This is a genomic window from Methanomassiliicoccales archaeon, assembly GCA_013415865.1.
In the GTDB taxonomy this organism is placed as follows: domain Archaea; phylum Thermoplasmatota; class Thermoplasmata; order Methanomassiliicoccales; family UBA472; genus MVRC01.
Genome location: CP058896.1, coordinates 575,627 through 592,326 on the forward strand (window position 1 = coordinate 575,627; position 16,700 = coordinate 592,326).

Here is a 16,700-nt window from a genome sequence, read left to right on the forward strand (position 1 = left end):
ATATCTTTGAGCTTGATAAAAATGCGATTTAAGGCCTCCCCTCGACCTCAGTACTGCCTGAACCCTTTGCAGTTGATCAGGAAATCAGCAAACCGGTCTATCAGCTTCATCAGTTCAGGTTCAGGCTCCTCGATGCTCAGGACCTTGGCCTTCTCATCGACATATTGGCTGACGATATCATTTATCTCATCATTGTTCATGGTCCTCAGGACCATCACCGTGCGCTCCAGCCCATTCTTGCTCAAAACGTTGACGGCCTTGAGGAGATGCTTCTTCTCTTGCAGCAGCCTTCCCCATCCTTCGGCCGCCTTTTGTGAGATCTCCTCCCCGTCGTTGAATATCGTGAACTCGGTCATGTCCGCGTCGAGCACATCGAGCGCATTGATGAGGACCGCATATGCCCAGATGTTGGCCTCGAAACCCTCTATGTCCGCGTTAGGTTTTAGATAGTACGTCATTTCCCCACATCTCCGCTCGGGGCAACAATCTTTCAAAATAAATGGATGTTCTAAGACGGTTTGAGAATTGATGATACCATGTCCGCCATCATTACGGCCTGGGCATCAGAACAGGACCGTTGCGGCCGTCCATACCAAATGAGCTATGACCTGGCCATCGACGTCCCCTCAACCCATATATACGTTCAGTTCCCCTCAGGGGGATATGGCCGATGATGCAAAGCTCAAGGAGGCCGCCTCGGTCGCACTGAAGGAATGCCTGGCGGTCAAGGAGGGGGAGAGGGTCCTGATAGTCACCAACCTCGGAGGTGATGTCTTCGAGATATGCCAGGAACTGTTCATACAGGCGAGAGAGATGAAGGCCACGCCCGTGATGGTTGTCCAGGAGGAGAAGGACAACTTCTCGTTCGCCGACCCTGCCGTCCTGGACGCGATAAGGGGCGAGCCCGATATAGTGATCGCGATCTGTCGCGGCAGGATCGGGAAGGACCCGTACGGCACTCATATCGGCTACATAGGCAGGGATGAGAGGAAGCACTCGCACATCTACGACAAGGTGCTTGAGGGCGACAAGCGCTGCAGGTCGTTCTGGTCACCGAACTGCACGAGGGACATATTTGAAAGGGGCGTGCCGATCGACTATACGGAGCTCCGACGTAACGCCAAGGCCTTGAAGGAGCTGATAGACGAAGGAAAAGAGGTCCACGTTACCTCGCCCTCCGGCACGGACATAAGGTTCAGGATAGAGGGGAGGAAGGGGCATTACGATGACGGGGACTTCCGCCAGCCCGGTCAAGGCGGCAACCTGCCGACCGGCGAGGTGTACGTGTCGCCGGCCAATGGGACGGCAGAGGGGGCCATAGTGTTCGACGGTACCATCGACCTAGACACCGCCGCCGAGCTCCCTGATGAGCCTGTGAGGGTAAGGTTCGAAAAGGGATTTGCCGTTGAGATATCCGGGAAGGAGACCGCAAGGAAGTTACGTGAGCTCCTCGATAGGTCGGAGGCGCAGGCGAGGGGCCTTGGCAAGCTCGAGGATGCGAAGAACACGAGGCACCTGGGCGAGATGGGCATCGGTCTGAACCCCAGGGCAAAGATGTCCTGCAACATCCTGGAGGACGAGAAGGTGGGCGGCACGGTGCATTTCGCCATAGGCATGAACCTTGAGAACGACGCCCATGCCATGATACATCTGGACTGCCTCGTTCTCCGTCCTGACGTCTTCATCGATGGACGACAGGTGATGAAGGAAGGCAGGCCTCTGGTCTGAGGTGGTGATGGATGGCGGAGAAGGTCTATGGGCTGAACGTCGGGGACAAGGCACCGGACTTCGAGCTCCCCAAGGAGGACAATGAGCCCGTCAGGCTGAGCTCGTTCATCGGCAAGAGACCTGTCATCCTGGCGTTCTACCCTTCCGACTTCGGCATGATGTGCACCGTCGAGATTAAGGGCCTGAAGGAGTACTATCCGCAGCTCAAGGATATCTGCACGCTCCTCCCGATAAGCACGAACACCACCTATTCCCATGGCAATTGGATCATCGCCCTCGACCTGCCGTTCTCGCTCCTCAGCGACCGGGATGGAAAGGTCTCGAGGATGTATGATGTGATGCCCGACCCGAACGACATCGCCTATGGCTACCTGGAGGGCGGAAGGAGCTACAGGTGCGTGTTCATACTCGACCTCAAAGGGGTCATAAGATACAAGTGGGCCCCGGAGGACCCCTCCCTGGAGCCTGACTACGATGAGCTCGTCAGGGTGTGCACCGAGCTGATGAAGGAGAGATGATCGGTCAGGGACCAAAACAATCTTTAACCATATGGACAGCTCCCGTTGTGATGATAACAGGAAAGGCCCCTCCGCTCGGTACCAAGGTGGTAGACTTCACCCTGCCCGATGAGAGCAACAGACCGGTGGGCCTGAGCGAACTTAGGGCGGACGGCCCTGTGCTGATCTTCTTCTATCCGTCCGACTTCGGCATGCTGTGCTCGATACAGATGGGCGAGGTGCGGGACAAGTACCAGCAGTTCGTCGATGCCGGGGTGAGGGTGGTCGGTATCAGCACGAACACTTACTATTCGCACGCCGCCTGGCGCTCGAACATGCGGCTGCCGTTCACCCTGCTCTCTGATGTGGATGGTAAGGTGGCAGAGGCCTTCGGCGTCCTCTGCCCCAAGGACAGCTGGTTCAAGGGCAGGGCATGCAGGTCGGCCTTCATAATCTCGAAGGAGGGCGTGCTCCTCTACGCTTGGGTCCCGGAGGACACGCATCAGACGCCCGACATCGACGGTCTGATCAAGGAATGCAGGAAGATCACCGGGAGATGATCATGCGAGGTCCGCATCGGTCACCACCAGCCTTGATGACGACCTGTCCTCTTCCACATAGCTGGAAAGCACTTTGATCGGACGGGAGTGCAAAGGCGATGAGAGCACGAGGGTCTCGTACTCCCCGCCCTCGCCGGAGACGTTGATGCCAAACCTCTTCTTAAGACGTATAAGCTCGTCTATCGCGAAGGTGTCGATCTCCCTGCCCAGCCAGCTTCTGTCCATGCCCTCCACGAAGGTGCCGACGATGATGGCCCTGATGCCTGCGGCGACCATGTCCCTCAGGAGCATCTCCTGGTCCTTCCTCCATAGGGGGGAGAGGCATCTCAGCCCCGACCGTTCGCAGACGCCGTTGATCCTGTCCCATTGGTAGTCCGACGCGATCGCACCGGTGACGACGCCGTCGACGTCAAGAGCTGAAAGCTCATCGCTCAACGCACGCAGGTCGTCCTTCTCCTCGCCGCTCGTCCTCACCATCCTGACCTCCTTGCCCATCGACCTCGAATGCAGGGGCATGAGGTCCAGGTTCAACGTGTGGAAGAGCATGGCATAGGGGTCCCTCGGCACCATGGTGACGAGCACCGTCACCTCATGGCCCATCTGCTCTTCCAGATAGAGCGCGTATGTCGAGTCCTTCCCTCCAGAGAAAAGTGCGGCGAGCTTCACGTCAGGCCGATGTCCCTCGCCTCTCATCAACCTTGCTAGGAGAAAATATCTAGGGCCTCGACAATGCCAGGTCATGTACTGCCCCAAGTGCGGCAAGACGATACCGGACGAGAGGTTGGAGGAGATCAACAGGACCCTGGTCGAGAGGTTCAACAAGGATTCGTTGTCCAAGGGCCTCTGCCCTGTCTGCGGCACGAAACTGATAGCGCCGAAGAGGAAGTGATGACATGAGGATCGAGGAGATGAGCTCGGTGGATTTCGCCAAGGCGGTGAAGAAAGGCCCTGTGGTCATACTTCCCTTTGGGGCGGTCGAGGCGCACGGTGAGCATCTGCCCTTGGGAACGGACTCGTTCCAGCCCATGTATGTCGCAGATGAGGTCGCCAGGAGGATAGGAGGGCTCGTGGCCCCGATAGTGGCATATGGGCAGCACAGCTCCACAAGGCGGATGCCCGGCACGCTGGGCATAAGGATGGAGACCCTCAAGGCGGTCGCCATAGATGTGGTCTCATCGCTCTATGACCAAGGCATCAGGAAGGTCGTGATATTGACAGGCCACGCCGGGACCGTGCACATGGCCGCCCTCAAGTCCGCAGGAGAGGAGCTTGTCTGGAAATATGAGGACCTTCAGCTCATGGTGCTCTCCGATTATGATTATGCGTTCAAGATGAAGGACGAGCTCTGCGGAGAGGAGGACGATGGCCATGGGGGCATAATCGAGACCTCCAGGGTCTTGGCGCTGAGGCCCGAGCTTGTAAAGAAGAAAAGGAGGCGCGGATGCGCGACGAGCCCGAACTTCATGGTCGTCCGTCATCCGGAGAGGTTCTATCCCGACTGCTTCGTCGGGGATGCGGCAAAGGCCAGTGCCGAGAAGGGCAAGAAGGTGAACGATTTCGTGGTCGAGAAGCTGACCGCGGCGATCAAGATGAACTTCGGGGTCTGACATGAGCGAACTTAAAAAGGCGGCGGAGAGGGCGGTCGGGCTCGTCAAGGACGGCATGATATTGGGCCTGGGCACCGGAAGCACCACATATTACGCGGTGGAGGCGATCGGAAGGCTCGTCGCCCAGGGGTATGACCTCAAAGGTGTTCCGACGTCCAAGGCCACCGAGGAGCAGGCGAGGAGACTGGGCATACCTCTCTTAGAGCTTGACGACGTGGACCGTATCGACCTCACCATCGATGGCGCGGACGAGGTCGACGGAAGGATGGACCTGATCAAGGGGATGGGCGGCGCCCTTCTGAGGGAGAAGATGGTCGCGTACGTGTCAAGGCAGGAGGTCATCATCGTCGATGGGTCAAAGATGGTCGACAAGCTAGGTACGAGGTCGCCGCTCCCGGTGGAGGTCGTGAGGTTCGGGCATAAAAGGACGAGAAGGCACCTCGAGATGCTTGGCTGCCAACCGGAGCTCAAGGGCGGGGCGACGCCTTTCATCACCGACAACGGGAACTACATCTACAACTGCAGGTTCGATTGCATCGAGGACCCCTATGCCCTCGAGCTACAGCTCAAACAGATACCGGGCGTGGTAGAGACCGGTCTGTTCCTGAGAATGGCCACAAAGGTCGTGATCGCCCGGGAGAACGGCATAGAGATAAGAGAACGCTAGAAGGTCATGGATAAATGGTTTGTCACTAAGGGGGTCAGGGACCCTGTCCCTGCTGGGCCTGTTGCTTCAGCAGCTCTATGTTCGCCTCGATCCTCTCGATGCGCTTCCTCTCTTCTTTTTCCAATGTCTCTATGATCCTTTCAAAAGGTATCGCGAGCTTGTACGAATGCACAGGCCTGCCCTTTCCCTCTTTCTTTATGTCACGCTTGATGACCCACTTGCGCCTTCTTAGCTCCTGCATCGCTATCGAGACCTCTGGCTGCCTCAGCTGGGTAGAAAGCTCGATGTCGACCGACGTGGTCTCCTCCTTCTTGCGCAGGTAGGCCAACGTCTTGGCGACGTTCTTGGGCATGCCTGTGCCCATCAGTATCTCGACGAGCGTCTCGTCTTTCTTGTTAAAGCCTCTCTCGACCATTTTCAAACACGCTCCCCTTAGTAAAACGGTTTATTCGATTTTGAACGGTTCCTTAAAAACATTTATTATGTCGTAGATATAAATGATTTTCTATTTCTCATTATTATTGAAATGCCTGGATAAGATGCTGGCATATGATTTAATTGTAACAGTCCCAGATAAATTATGCCTCTTCTCGTGATTATAATGCCATTACTAAAATAATTTAAATATTCCCTAAGGGCGCGATCAGCTTCTGGCGGTCGACCGGTATGAGCCGTTTACAAGGGCGCCCCTTACATGATGAACATGCCCCTCCGGCCCTTGACATTTTGACCTCTGGAATAGCATCGCTGCATCATGGCCAGCATACTTCCAGATGGCCTCATAGTGCTAAGAGTTTAAATAATAATTGAGTATTAGGGCTCCTTCATCCAAGGGTGATATTGATGAAGATGCCCAGGGCGATCAAGACTTACTGTCCCACTTGCAAGGTCCACACCGACCATGAGGTCGAGAGGGTCAAGAAGAAGAAGGCAAGTGAGCTCAAGTGGGGCCAGAGGAGATTCAGGAGGGCCACCTCAGGTTATGGAGGTTTCCCAAGGCCAAAGCCGGAGGGGCGTGAGAAGCCCACCAAGAGGATCTCCCTCAGATACCGCTGCAAGAAATGCAAGAAAGCGCACCAGAAGCCATGCTTCCGTGCAAAGAAGTTCGAGCTGACGGAGTGATGCTCATGACCCACACCAACAATTTCGTGAAGATCAAATGCGCGGACTGCGGGAACGAGCAGGTCGCGTTCAAGAAGCCAGCGACGAATGTCACCTGCCACGTGTGCGGCTCCACTTTGATCAGGCCCAAGGGAGGCCAAGGGGAGATCAAAGGGCAGCTGCTTGAGGTGGTCGACTAATGCCAAAGACCAGCGAGTTCCCGGAAGAAGGCGAGCTCGTTGTATGTACAGTTCAGAACGTGAAGAGCTTCGGCGCCTTCGTCACCCTGGATGAGTACGGCAACAAGGAGGGCTTCATCCACGTGAGGGATGTTGCCACCGGGTGGGTCAAATACATCAGGGACTTCATACGCGAAGGCCAAAAGATCGTCTGCAAGGTCCTGGGCGTCGACCCCAGCAAGGGGCACATAGACCTCTCGTTGAAGACCGTCAACGAGCACCAGCGACGTGACAAGATCCAGGAATGGAAGAACGAGAACAAGGCCGACAAACTGATGGAGATAGTGGCCGAGCGGCTCAGGATGCCGGTAAAGGAGTGCTTTGAGAAGTTCGGCTTCGCTCTCATGGAGCATTTCGGAACCCTGTACGCCGCCTTCGAGGCGTGCGCCGCGAACCCCAAGGCACTGCAAGAGGCGGGCTTTGAGGGCGACTGGAACAATGTTTTTATCGAGGTCGCGAAGGAGAACGTCACACCGCCGTTCGTACAGATATCGGGGTATCTCGAGATGAGATGTCCTGCGCCTGATGGCATAGAGAAGATAAAGGGGTCCCTCTTGGCCGGACTGGAAGGAAGGGAGGACAAGATGACCGTCCAATACATCGGCGCGCCAAAGTATCGTGTCGTGGTCACCGCGGCCGATTACAAAGAGGCCGAGGAAGAGCTCAAGGCGGGGACCACCATAATGATCAACAGGATCAAGGAATGCGGTGGAGAGGGCGTCTTCAACCGCGAGGCAAACAAGTGACCGGCCCCTTGTTCAAAGGAAATATATTATTCAGCGTACGACATAATCTGGTCCTGGAAATGAGGGTACGATGAAGACCTCGCTCAGGAAATGTGACAATTGTAAGGAATACACCTTGAAGGATGTGTGCCCCAGATGCGGTCAGGCTACGACCGTCCCTATACCGGCGAGATACTCGCCCGACGACCGCTATGGCAAATACAGGAGAATGCTCTTGGCAAAGAGGAGGCAGTGACATGGACAATATTCTTATGATCGAGAAGGAGAGACCGGTACTGAAGGACCCAATATTCATCGAGGGGCTTCCCGGTGTCGGCAATGTAGGCAAGCTGGCAGCTGACCACATGGTCGAGCAGCTGAAGGGGGTTAAGTTCGCCGACATCTACTCTAAGTTCTTCCCCCCGCAGGTGCTCGTCGACGACAATGGGCTGATCAGGCTGGTCAGCAACGAGCTCTACTATGTGAAGATGGAGGGGCAGGAGCATGACCTCATCATCCTCCTTGGGGACTACCAAGGCCTTACGCCAGAGGGCCAGTATGAACTGTCCTATCACATGCTCCAGTATATCAGAGGTTACAATGTCAAACGTATCTACACCCTTGGGGGCTATGGTGTAGGAAGATTGCTGGAGAACCCGAGGGTGCTCGGTGCGGCCACACACCCCCATCTCGTCGAGGAGATGAAGGCAAAGGGGGTCATCTTCTCAAAGGGGGAGCCAGGCAGCGGGATTGTCGGTGCTTCGGGCCTGCTCCTGGGACTGGGCAAGAACTTCGGTATGGAGGCTGTATGCCTTATGGGCGAGACGTCAGGTTACTTCGTCGACCCTAAGGGCGCGGAGGCGGTTTTGAAGGTGCTATCCTCCATCGTCGGCGTCAACGTCGATTATAGTGCTCTGAGGGACAAGGCGGAGCAGATCGACGCCCTAGCATCGAAGCTGAAGGAGGCCGAGGAGCCTGTCGTGCCCAAGCGCGAGGACCTGGGCTACATCGGTTGACGTCCTCTTTGAAACTCCTTTTCCGTTTCAATTTTCATTGACCTGATCGTCTGGCCTTGTTCGAGAATGAGCAAAAAAATAAAAAAATAAGGGGAGGTAATAGTGACCTAGCCCCTCAGAATGCGTGCACCCCATCCCATTCTGACCGGCTACTTCCTCAGATACCTTTGTTCCATCTCCTCGATGCTCGCTAGGGTCCGTTCGGCCTCTTCCATCTTCTTCATCTTGTCTGCCACAAGGTCGACCCTTGCGTAGATGAAGTCACGGATGGCTGCCCTTATCGCCTCTGACCGTGATGGGAAGTCATCGGCCTTCACCAGGAAGTCCAATGCCCTCACATATCGGGCCGGTAGACGAAGGGTCACTTTTTCGAGGTCGTTCTCCTCCATCGCCCCCACCTTGGAGTACAGAAGAGGTCTATCCGACCTCTTTTGTCGGACAAAGTATGTTCAGCATGATATAAATACTTTTGTTGATGGGACCGACTGGATTAATGATTATGAAAAATTACGATGCGTATTTGACTCATCGAACGTCAGACATCCCGCAGCATCGATCAGAATCATCAGACTCCTTCATATGAAGAGAGTTCGGACGTACTGGATGCCTCCTTCGGCTCAGAACTCTACGGCAAAATTAAATATGGTGAGGTGATTAGGAGGAAAGCCACCCGACTTAGCTCAGACTGGCTGGAGCGGCTGACTGTAGTGGGTTTACCGGCTTGCCGGTTACTTTGACGCCGATATCAGCAGGCCCCCGGTTCAAATCCGGGAGTCGGGACCATTTTATAAAATTGAGGCTCCTCGGTCACGAAGACCTTTTAAGATGCCCTCGCTCTCTTCTACGACCTTCCGCTCATCGATCGTAAGGATCTTCCTGTCCCTCATCACGATCTTACCATCACAGACCACCGTCTTCACATTACCTGCATTCGCGCTGTAGACGATGTTCGAGACGATGTTCTCAGGGACCAACGGCCTTAGGTTCGGCGCCGAGCCGTCGAGGATGGCCAGGTCCGCCCTCTTCCCTAACTCTATCGAGCCCAGGTCGGGCATTCCTATCGCCTTGGCGGCGTTCACCGTGGCGAGGTCCAACACCTGTTGGGCCGGCAGCACGGTCGGGTCCCATCTGCTGGATTTTTGAAGTAACGATAGGAACTTCATCTCCGAGAGCATGTCGAGGCTGTTGTTGGTGGTCGATCCATCGGTGGCAACGGTGACGTTGACGCCATTTGCAATCATCTCCGGTATCGGCGCGATGCCTCCGGTCGCAAGCTTCATGTTCGATACAGGGCAGGTGGCGACGGAACAATGATTCCTTCCAAGGGCTCGGACCTCGTTCATGGTCAGCCAGGCGGCATGTGCGGCAAGGACCCTATCGCTCAGGACGCCTATCGACTCAAGATGCTCGGCCGGTCTCTTGCCATGCTTGTCCTTATGGTCGTAGACCTCCTTGCGCGTCTCCGAAAGGTGCATGTGCATAAGAAGGCCTTCCTTTCTCGACATCTCATCTGCCTTAAGGAACGTCTCCGTAGAGCAGACGTACACCCCCTGGAGACCGATGCCCGGTATGACCCTCTCGTTGTCTTTGTGGTCCTCACAGAACCTTCTGCAGTTGTCCAAAGGATTGCCCTTCTGGGTCGTGAACTCCTCGTCGAGGACGGCCCAACATAGCACCCCCCTTATCCCGGTCTCTGTGACGGCCCTGGCGACGATATCCTCAGAATAATAGAGGTCCACGAAGGTCGTCGTTCCTGAACGGAGCATCTCGAATATGCCCAATCTGGAACCGAGGAGAAGGTCCTTTTCGGTCCTGTCGGAATCGATCGCGAACACCTTTTCTAAAAAATCTGGGAATGGGACGTCGTCCGCCATCCCCTTCATGACGGCCATGGCCACATGGGTGTGCGTGTTAATGAGCCCTGGCATGACGATGTCGCCTTTCGCCTCGATGGTCTCATCCGCGTCGGCATCGGAGGTGCCGACCGCAGCTATCCTTCCATCCTCGACCAGGACATCTCCTCTGATTATCCTCCTTTTCGCATCCTGGGTGACCACAGTCGCATCCTTGATCAAAAGGCGCATCTTATCGGCCAGAATATCCACGCGGATGATAAATAGTCATTGTCCGGAGCATAGCCCGCGCAAAAAGGTTGAATATGCATCAGGACTGAGGGTGATACCGCCGGACAAGGAAGGGCGATGACGACCATAACATTCCTAGGGACGGGCGGGGGGAGGTTCTCCACCATATACCAGGTCCGCTCCACGGGGGGCATATACGTCAGGGACGGGGCGAACGTCCACATCGATCCCGGCCCAGGCGCCCTGGTGAACATGGCCAGGTTGAGACTGGACCCCGCCAAGACCGATGCCATACTGGTTTCACATTGTCACCCTGACCACTACACAGACACGGAGGTGCTGCTCGAGGGCATGACGCGGGGAGGTCTTAAGAGAAGGGGGACGCTCGCAGGCAGCACGAGCGTCATTGAAGGCGACGGGTGTCATGGCCCAGCCGTATCAGCCTATCACAAAGGTCTTCCGGAGAGGGTGCTCTCTCTGTCGCCAGGCGACACGTTCGCCCTTGGAAAGATTGGGATATCCGTGACACCTACCAGGCACAGCGATCCCGTTGGGGTCGGATTCGTGCTCAGAACTAGCTCTGGCCAGATATCATACATGAGCGACACCGAGCTGGACGAGAAGGTGGTGAGGAGCCATGAGGGGGCGAGGCTGCTCATACTCTCATTGACAAGGCCCCTCGGTTCCAGGGTCCCCAACCATATTTGTACCGAGGATGCTGCGGAGATCGCGAGGCGTATACGTCCAGAAGCGGTCGTTCTTACTCATTTCGGCGCTAAACTGGTCTATAATGGCACATCGAGGCAAGCTCAATATGTGGAGCAGGAGAGCGGGGTAAGGACAATAGCCGCCGAGGACCTTATGACCGTCACGGTCGGGAAGAAGATCAGGGCGGTCAAAGGGCCGGAGAGGGTTGAGAAGGGGCCTTTGATCAGCGGATGCTCAAAAGCGGTGGACTGAGCTGCTAGATCGTGCGCTCATTGTTGGTCGACCTTTGAACTCTAAAGAAGCAGCCAGCATTCATTTTGCAGGGAAATTATTTAATCGGCCAAAGGTCATCACACAGTGATGATGATCTGCCTGATATCAGGGTTCCTGGGAAGCGGAAAGACGACGCTTATGATAGAGCTCGGTAAACGTCTTGGTTCCAAGGGAATAAGGACCGCGATCATCGTCAATGAGGTGGGGGAGGTCGGGGTCGACGGCGCTTTGATAAATCGATACGGATTGAACAGCGTCGAGCTCACCGAGGGCTGCATATGTTGCTCACTATCAGGGAGCCTGCAGAACACCCTGCGCGTGGTGAGCAATGACTATAAGGCCGACGCTATCTTCATCGAGCCTACCGGGATCGCACTGCCATCGAAGATAGACAAGATAATCAGGACGTCGATGGTAGAATATGACGCGAAGCTGGGCATATGCGTGGTGGACGCCTATAGGGCGACCAAGATATACCGCGAGGCGGAGCTCTTCTTCAGGCGGCAGATAGAGGATGTCAACATCGTGGCGGTCAACAAGATCGACCTTGTAGATGAAGCGAGGATCAAGGAGGTCGAGGACCTCGTCACCGGCTTGAACCCCAAGGTCCAACTGGTCAGGATGAGCGCCCGAGAGGACAAGGGCGTGGACCACCTTGAGAGCATGCTCCTTGGTCAATCGGGGGCGGTCAGGTGACCGAGGACTCAAAGAAGCTGGCAGGGGCGGGCAGCACGGGAGTTGAACTCCATCTGGAAAAGGCCAGGGTACCTTCCGAGATATTCAAGGAGGCGTTGGACAGGTTCATCATGTCCTGGGCCAAGGACCTTGAGGGGAGGGGGGCGTTGATAGGGCACGTCAAGATGATAGCCGAGGTGGACCTGGGCTATTATAAGCTCAGCGTCGTCGATGTTGGTCTGGGCGTGGAGAAGGATGATGGCCTAGAGGACGGGAACGTTACAAAAGGAAGGGTCAGGATAATGGCAGCGGTGCTGAACCTTGATGACGAGGAGGTGGAACGGTCATTGGAGAAGGCCTTGGAGGGGCTCTCCAGAGATGTCCATTTCCATAAGGCAGGGCACCAGTGCGCTCATGGACATTGAGTCGAAGGGGGGAAAGGACTGTACGGGATATCTATTGATATAGGGACGAGCGGGACAAGGATGCATGCGGTCGACCTGGGGTCGGGACAGATCGTTTCGACCGCTATCACTGTCAGGCATCCAGTTCCGGGTGCCAATGTGATGGACCATCTGACCTTCTGCATAGAGGTGGACCAGAACATCGCGAACAGGCTTATGGTGGACACGATCAACAAGCTGATCGGATTGTTGGGCGTGCCAAAAGAGGAGATCGAAAGGTTCGCTGTCTGTGGGAACCCGATCCAGCTATCGATATTCCAGAACATGGAGATAAGGGACCTGGCGTTCGCAGGGGAGAGGGCCTTGAAGGCCAGAGGCGTGGAGCCACAGAAAAGGGATGCAAAGGTGATCAACTCAGATGATGTTGGCATCGATGTGCCGAAGAGCTCTCCGGTCTACGTCCCGCCTTCGATCAAACATGAGATAGGGGCAGATGCTCTGGCCATGATGTTCAAGACCGGTCTCCTGGAGCGCAAAGAGAACTGCCTTGTGACGGATTATGGCACGAACGCAGAGATGGCGCTCAAGGTGGGGGACGAGATCTATACCGGGTCAGCGGCCGCCGGACCGGCCATGGAGGGGCAGTCAGTGCATTTTGGGATGCTCGCCTCCCCAGGGGCGATATCGGACGTGGATTTCGATTCCTATTGGAGGTGCAAGGTTCTAAATGATGACCTGATGCCCACAGAAGGAGATCTGGTAGAGATCAATTCCGGGAACATCGTGGAAGAAGGGAAGATGCATGGCAGGGCAAAAGGGATCACTGGTACTGGTGTCGTTGCGGCCATCGCATTGGGCCTTGAGAACGGGAACATCAAGGCTCCGAAGTTCACGACCTTGGACGGCAAGATCCACCTCCAGGATGGCATCTATATCGATCAGAAGGACTTCCTCGAGGCCTCAAAGGCGTTCGGGGCAATGCGCGCCGGACATTTCACGCTCATGGAGCATGCGGGGATGAGGTTCGAGGACCTGGACTCGATGTACATGTCAGGTGCCTCAGGTACATATGTGGATGCCATAAAGGCGCAGAAGGTAGGTCTGCTGCCTGCCACGCCAAAGAAGATCTACCAGGTGGGGAACACCTCGCTGGCGATGGCAACGGATATCGTAAGGGACCCTGGAATGATCGATGTTCTGCAGGCCAAGGCCAATTCAATAAGAGCAAACCATGTGATGTTCGCCACTGACAAGGTGTTCGAGACCATCTATCTCCAGGAGCTGGGGATGTGGCAGGAAGGGATGCCGAAGGAGACATACAATTTCTTCCTGAAGACCATGGGCATACAAGAGCTGCCAGATAAGATAGTGGAGGCAGAGGTGCACAAGCTCGTCGACAGGGACATACCCGTCCTGGGCAAGAAAGGGCTGAAGATCCTCAGGGACATCGGAACTCTGATATACGGTACCTTCGAGGGATGCATCGGCTGTCATAAGTGCCAAGAGGAATGCCCTGAGGACGCTATCGAGATCGTTGAGCAGAGGGGCGATTTCCAGATACAGATAAGATCGGACCTGTGCAATGGCACCGCCTGCATGAGGTGCGTCAGGATCTGTCCTGAGAAGGTGTTCGACCTCAAGAAGATGACGATCGAGGTGTGACCAGATCAGTCTATATGAAATATATAAAAAAAGGTTCGGAGGGCCTTATGCCCTAGGCCCTATGATGGCAACATCTCTTTTCTGCCTCATGGCGAAGGTCCAGTATCTGCGCCTGATGAGGGCATGGGCTCGTTATTACCATTGATATGTATGGAATGATTGAACAGAGATGTATTATTCTGCATGACTGAATGGCCAATTAAATTGTCCAGCAGATTTGCCGACACCGATAACGTTAAAGGAAGCTCACTTAAAAAAAATGGTTCTATCCCTTATCCTATTTTAGGATTTGAAAAAGATAGTTTATTGAGAATTTTTAAAAATAATCCTGGTCCACAAGGATCATATTAAAAAGGAAAATGGAAAGGGTTTGGAGGTGGAAACACTCGATCTTGCTCAGAGTCCGTAGTTCTTCGGGTTCCAGCCTGGTACGTTCTTGTACTCCTTCAGGCAGGCCTCTTCGAACTTGGAAGCGCTGTCCGGCAACGACTTGAGGTCGGCGATGACCTTGTTGAGCATGTCACGCTCGTGCTTGCTCAGCTTGATTCCGCCCTTGTCATTGCTCTCCATTATGAGCTCAGCGGCTTTCAGGCCAGCGGCCTTCGCCCTCAGGTAGATGTCGTTGCCCTCCGCCACGATGGCCTCACCGATCTTGTATGCGTTGTCGTAGCGCAGGATGAAGCCCTCTGGGCTGCGGTAGCTGTCGCATGCGGCGTACAGGTCACGGAGCACCTTGTCCTGCTTCAGCTGCTTGGCAGTGTTCATCAACGCAGCTTCGTAGCCGATGACACCTAGCCAGCAGGCCACGGATGACCCACCGAACTCAGGGTGGTACTCGACGGACTCGTTGGACCACAGGTCGCAGGTGGAGGCGATGAGGTTGCCCATGAGGTCCGCGTGAGCGTCCTGGGCGCCCTTTCCTTCCTGAGCGGATGGCTTTCCAGATATGGCTTTGAGAATCGGACCCTCGTAGCCGCAGTCCTTGTCAGGTCCGGTCGCACCGCACTCATAGGCAACGAGCGTCCTGGCGGATGCGATTGCCCTCGTGACGGCAGCGAATGTCCTCGGAATGTCCTTGTCCAGGTATCCGCCGGCCATGAACATCGAGGTGTTGGCGCCTGCGCAGTTCGTGTCACCGCCGGCTATGACCTTGTTCTTCTTGGCGATGTCGACGATCTGAGGCCACAGCCACTCCATGTCAATGGAGCCGACGTAGCCGATACCGAACAACCATCCTTTTATGTCCTGGTGCAATATCGCGTAGTCAGCGAGCTCCTTGCCACCCATCGATTCTATGGAGAGCACATCGGCACCGTTCTTAGCGGCGACCTCGAGGGACTCAATGACCTTCTCTGGGTAGTTGTGCTCCTTGTCCATGCCCGGGCGCATACCCTTCTCGCAAAGCCTTGGGTCGGCGACCGTGTGCCTTATGGACAGCGCAATGCCGTACTCGTCGTGGTACTTCTGCATCAATGCCTTCTGGCCTTCGACGACCGGCTTCGCGAATTTCTCTGGGTCGTTGCCCATCTGGAAGATCCACTCGTTCTCGAGCTGGACCGCAGGGAAACCGAGCGTAACTGCGCGGTCAAGTATGTCCTTTGTGATATAGTCGACATACTCGCGGGTGAGCGTCTGTGGGTTCTTCTCAGATCCCGGCCTTGGAGCAAAGTTGATCTCAGGAACGACCGTTCCTGCCCCGATCTTCTGTCCCAGACCATAGGTGAGCGGGTACTTCGCCTCTCCAAAGACGAGGTCGTCAGCACTCTTCATCTCCATCTTCGTGTATCTCTTTATTGCCATCTATCTCACCCCTTCACCACTTCATCCCACTTGGTCCTGATCTTCTTCCAGTCCCATCCGTCCATGGCCTTTCCGACCAACGCAGGTCCCTGTGCTGCCGCGACCGCATATATGCCCATGGGGAATGATTCGACATACGCACGGTTGACCGCACCACCTGCACAGATGAACGGCAGCTCGACGCCCTTCTCCAGCAACCTCTCCGAAATCTTCGGGAAGGCGGACATCGTTGTCGTCATCAAAGCTGTTCCAGTGAGAACATCTGGCTTCTCTTTCTCGACCGTCTTTACTACATCGACGATCGGCACATCACGTCCCATGTCGACAACGCCATAACCGGCAGACTTCAACAGGACCGCGGCAATGTTCTTGCCGATGTCGTGCGGGTCTCCCTCGGCGACGTGCATGACGACGCTCCCCTTCATCTTCCTCTCTCCCTTCATGTTCTTCTAGCAGAGCTTAATCCCACGGTCCATTGCATCTGCGGCGACCATGACGTGGGGGAGATAGTAGATGCCCCGGCCATATAGCTCAGAGACCACGTCCATTCCCTTGACAAGCCCCTTCTCGATGATCTCCTCGGGCTTGAACTTCTCAAGGGCAGCCTTGGTGTCGGCCTCGATGTCCTTATATTTCATGAAGACAACGTCCTCGGCGACCTTCTTCAGGAGCGCGTCCTTAGGAAGGATCTTCGCGGCGATGTCTTCAGGCTTCTCCTTGGCCTCTACCAAGATGTCGTAGCGCCTGAATATGACGTCATAGTTTACACTACTTATGTCTAGCATTTATACACCCCTATTCGACTCCTCCAATCCGAGAAGGATCCGTAGTCTAAACCACTCCCCAATTCGGACCACGTATCCTATCTCTGATGTTGTCGATTTTATTGTTGAGTATATTAAGCTAATTATATCATCATATATATAATTATTTACAATTATTATATTATATTTA

21 protein-coding genes, 1 tRNA gene and 1 pseudogene are annotated in these 16,700 nt (G+C 55.1%); 16 read left to right on the top strand and 7 right to left on the bottom strand.

Annotation, left to right across the window (positions count from 1 at the left end):
* Positions 1-47: 47 nt before the first annotated feature.
* Complete coding sequence (locus tag HPY73_02805; GenBank protein ID QLH74486.1) at positions 48-458, bottom strand: hypothetical protein; 411 nt, start codon at positions 456-458, stop codon at positions 48-50.
* A gap of 205 nt (positions 459-663) precedes the next feature.
* Here HPY73_02805 and HPY73_02810 point away from each other — a divergent pair, with 205 nt between their 5' ends.
* The 3 genes from HPY73_02810 to HPY73_02820 are packed head-to-tail and all read left to right on the top strand — an operon-like array spanning position 664 to position 2,785.
* Positions 664-1,728, top strand: a complete 1,065-nt coding sequence (locus HPY73_02810; GenBank protein QLH74487.1) for an aminopeptidase — start codon at positions 664-666, stop codon at positions 1,726-1,728.
* Positions 1,729-1,739: 11 nt separating this feature from the next.
* The gene (locus HPY73_02815; protein ID QLH74488.1) at positions 1,740-2,246 is read left to right on the top strand and encodes a redoxin domain-containing protein; all 507 of its coding nucleotides are present in this window, start codon (positions 1,740-1,742) and stop codon (positions 2,244-2,246) included.
* Positions 2,247-2,296: 50 nt separating this feature from the next.
* On the top strand, positions 2,297-2,785 hold the full coding sequence (locus HPY73_02820) for a redoxin domain-containing protein (GenBank protein QLH74489.1): 489 nt from the start codon (positions 2,297-2,299) through the stop codon (positions 2,783-2,785).
* On the opposite strand, the gene HPY73_02825 is transcribed toward HPY73_02820, so the two are convergent.
* The gene (locus HPY73_02825; GenBank protein QLH75625.1) at positions 2,786-3,451 is read right to left on the bottom strand and encodes a diphthine--ammonia ligase; all 666 of its coding nucleotides are present in this window, start codon (positions 3,449-3,451) and stop codon (positions 2,786-2,788) included.
* Between the two features lie 73 nt (positions 3,452-3,524).
* Between HPY73_02825 and HPY73_02830 the strand changes: the two genes are divergently transcribed.
* The 3 genes from HPY73_02830 to rpiA are packed head-to-tail and all read left to right on the top strand — an operon-like array spanning position 3,525 to position 5,059.
* Positions 3,525-3,674, top strand: a complete 150-nt coding sequence (locus HPY73_02830; protein ID QLH74490.1) for a hypothetical protein — start codon at positions 3,525-3,527, stop codon at positions 3,672-3,674.
* A 4-nt stretch (positions 3,675-3,678) separates the two neighbouring features.
* Positions 3,679-4,392 carry a creatininase family protein gene (locus tag HPY73_02835; protein QLH74491.1) on the top strand — a complete coding sequence of 238 codons (714 nt, stop codon included), beginning with the start codon at positions 3,679-3,681 and terminating at the stop codon, positions 4,390-4,392.
* A 1-nt stretch (position 4,393) separates the two neighbouring features.
* Positions 4,394-5,059 carry a ribose-5-phosphate isomerase RpiA gene (rpiA, locus tag HPY73_02840; GenBank protein ID QLH74492.1) on the top strand — a complete coding sequence of 222 codons (666 nt, stop codon included), beginning with the start codon at positions 4,394-4,396 and terminating at the stop codon, positions 5,057-5,059.
* 34 nt (positions 5,060-5,093) lie between these two features.
* Here the strand turns inward: rpiA and HPY73_02845 are convergent, their stop codons facing one another.
* Entirely contained in the window at positions 5,094-5,474 is a 381-nt protein-coding gene (locus tag HPY73_02845; GenBank protein ID QLH75626.1) for an ArsR family transcriptional regulator, read from the bottom strand.
* 428 nt (positions 5,475-5,902) lie between these two features.
* On the opposite strand from HPY73_02845, the gene HPY73_02850 reads away from it, so the two are divergent.
* From HPY73_02850 to HPY73_02870, 5 genes are all read left to right on the top strand, one after another.
* Positions 5,903-6,181: a 50S ribosomal protein L44e gene (locus HPY73_02850; GenBank protein QLH74493.1), complete on the top strand. Its 279-nt coding sequence runs from the start codon at positions 5,903-5,905 to the stop codon at positions 6,179-6,181.
* Positions 6,181-6,360 carry a 30S ribosomal protein S27e gene (locus HPY73_02855; GenBank protein QLH75627.1) on the top strand — a complete coding sequence of 60 codons (180 nt, stop codon included), beginning with the start codon at positions 6,181-6,183 and terminating at the stop codon, positions 6,358-6,360. Before HPY73_02850 ends, HPY73_02855 begins: the two co-directional genes overlap by 1 nt.
* Positions 6,360-7,145, top strand: coding sequence for a translation initiation factor IF-2 subunit alpha (locus HPY73_02860; protein ID QLH74494.1), 786 nt, complete (start codon positions 6,360-6,362; stop codon positions 7,143-7,145). The genes HPY73_02855 and HPY73_02860 overlap by 1 nt, the downstream gene beginning before the upstream one ends.
* Before the next feature lie 70 nt (positions 7,146-7,215).
* Positions 7,216-7,380, top strand: coding sequence for an RNA-protein complex protein Nop10 (locus HPY73_02865; GenBank protein ID QLH74495.1), 165 nt, complete (start codon positions 7,216-7,218; stop codon positions 7,378-7,380).
* A 1-nt stretch (position 7,381) separates the two neighbouring features.
* Positions 7,382-8,140, top strand: a complete 759-nt coding sequence (locus tag HPY73_02870) for a proteasome assembly chaperone family protein (protein ID QLH74496.1) — start codon at positions 7,382-7,384, stop codon at positions 8,138-8,140.
* Positions 8,141-8,289: 149 nt separating this feature from the next.
* On the opposite strand, the gene HPY73_02875 is transcribed toward HPY73_02870, so the two are convergent.
* The gene (locus HPY73_02875) at positions 8,290-8,529 is read right to left on the bottom strand and encodes a ribbon-helix-helix protein, CopG family (protein ID QLH74497.1); all 240 of its coding nucleotides are present in this window, start codon (positions 8,527-8,529) and stop codon (positions 8,290-8,292) included.
* A 280-nt stretch (positions 8,530-8,809) separates the two neighbouring features.
* Between HPY73_02875 and HPY73_02880 the strand changes: the two genes are divergently transcribed.
* A tRNA-Tyr gene (locus HPY73_02880) sits at positions 8,810-8,923 on the top strand.
* 2 nt (positions 8,924-8,925) lie between these two features.
* Here the strand turns inward: HPY73_02880 and HPY73_02885 are convergent.
* Positions 8,926-10,224 (bottom strand): amidohydrolase family protein, encoded by a 1,299-nt coding sequence (locus HPY73_02885; protein QLH74498.1) that lies wholly within the window; start codon positions 10,222-10,224, stop codon positions 8,926-8,928.
* A gap of 117 nt (positions 10,225-10,341) precedes the next feature.
* Between HPY73_02885 and HPY73_02890 the strand changes: the two genes are divergently transcribed.
* The 4 genes from HPY73_02890 (at position 10,342) to HPY73_02905 (ending at position 13,946) form a co-directional block, all read left to right on the top strand.
* A complete protein-coding gene (locus HPY73_02890) occupies positions 10,342-11,184 on the top strand; it encodes an MBL fold metallo-hydrolase (GenBank protein QLH74499.1) in 843 nt (280 codons plus the stop codon).
* 108 nt (positions 11,185-11,292) lie between these two features.
* Positions 11,293-11,901, top strand: a complete 609-nt coding sequence (locus tag HPY73_02895; protein QLH74500.1) for a GTP-binding protein — start codon at positions 11,293-11,295, stop codon at positions 11,899-11,901.
* On the top strand, positions 11,898-12,305 hold the full coding sequence (locus HPY73_02900; GenBank protein QLH74501.1) for a hypothetical protein: 408 nt from the start codon (positions 11,898-11,900) through the stop codon (positions 12,303-12,305). Before HPY73_02895 ends, HPY73_02900 begins: the two co-directional genes overlap by 4 nt.
* A gap of 60 nt (positions 12,306-12,365) precedes the next feature.
* Entirely contained in the window at positions 12,366-13,946 is a 1,581-nt protein-coding gene (locus HPY73_02905; GenBank protein QLH74502.1) for a methylamine methyltransferase corrinoid protein reductive activase, read from the top strand.
* Positions 13,947-14,342: 396 nt separating this feature from the next.
* Here the strand turns inward: HPY73_02905 and HPY73_02910 are convergent, their stop codons facing one another.
* Positions 14,343-15,746: a methanol--corrinoid methyltransferase gene (locus HPY73_02910; protein QLH74503.1), complete on the bottom strand. Its 1,404-nt coding sequence runs from the start codon at positions 15,744-15,746 to the stop codon at positions 14,343-14,345.
* Between the two features lie 5 nt (positions 15,747-15,751).
* A pseudogene (locus HPY73_02915) lies at positions 15,752-16,531 on the bottom strand (B12-binding domain-containing protein).
* Positions 16,532-16,700 lie beyond the last annotated feature (169 nt).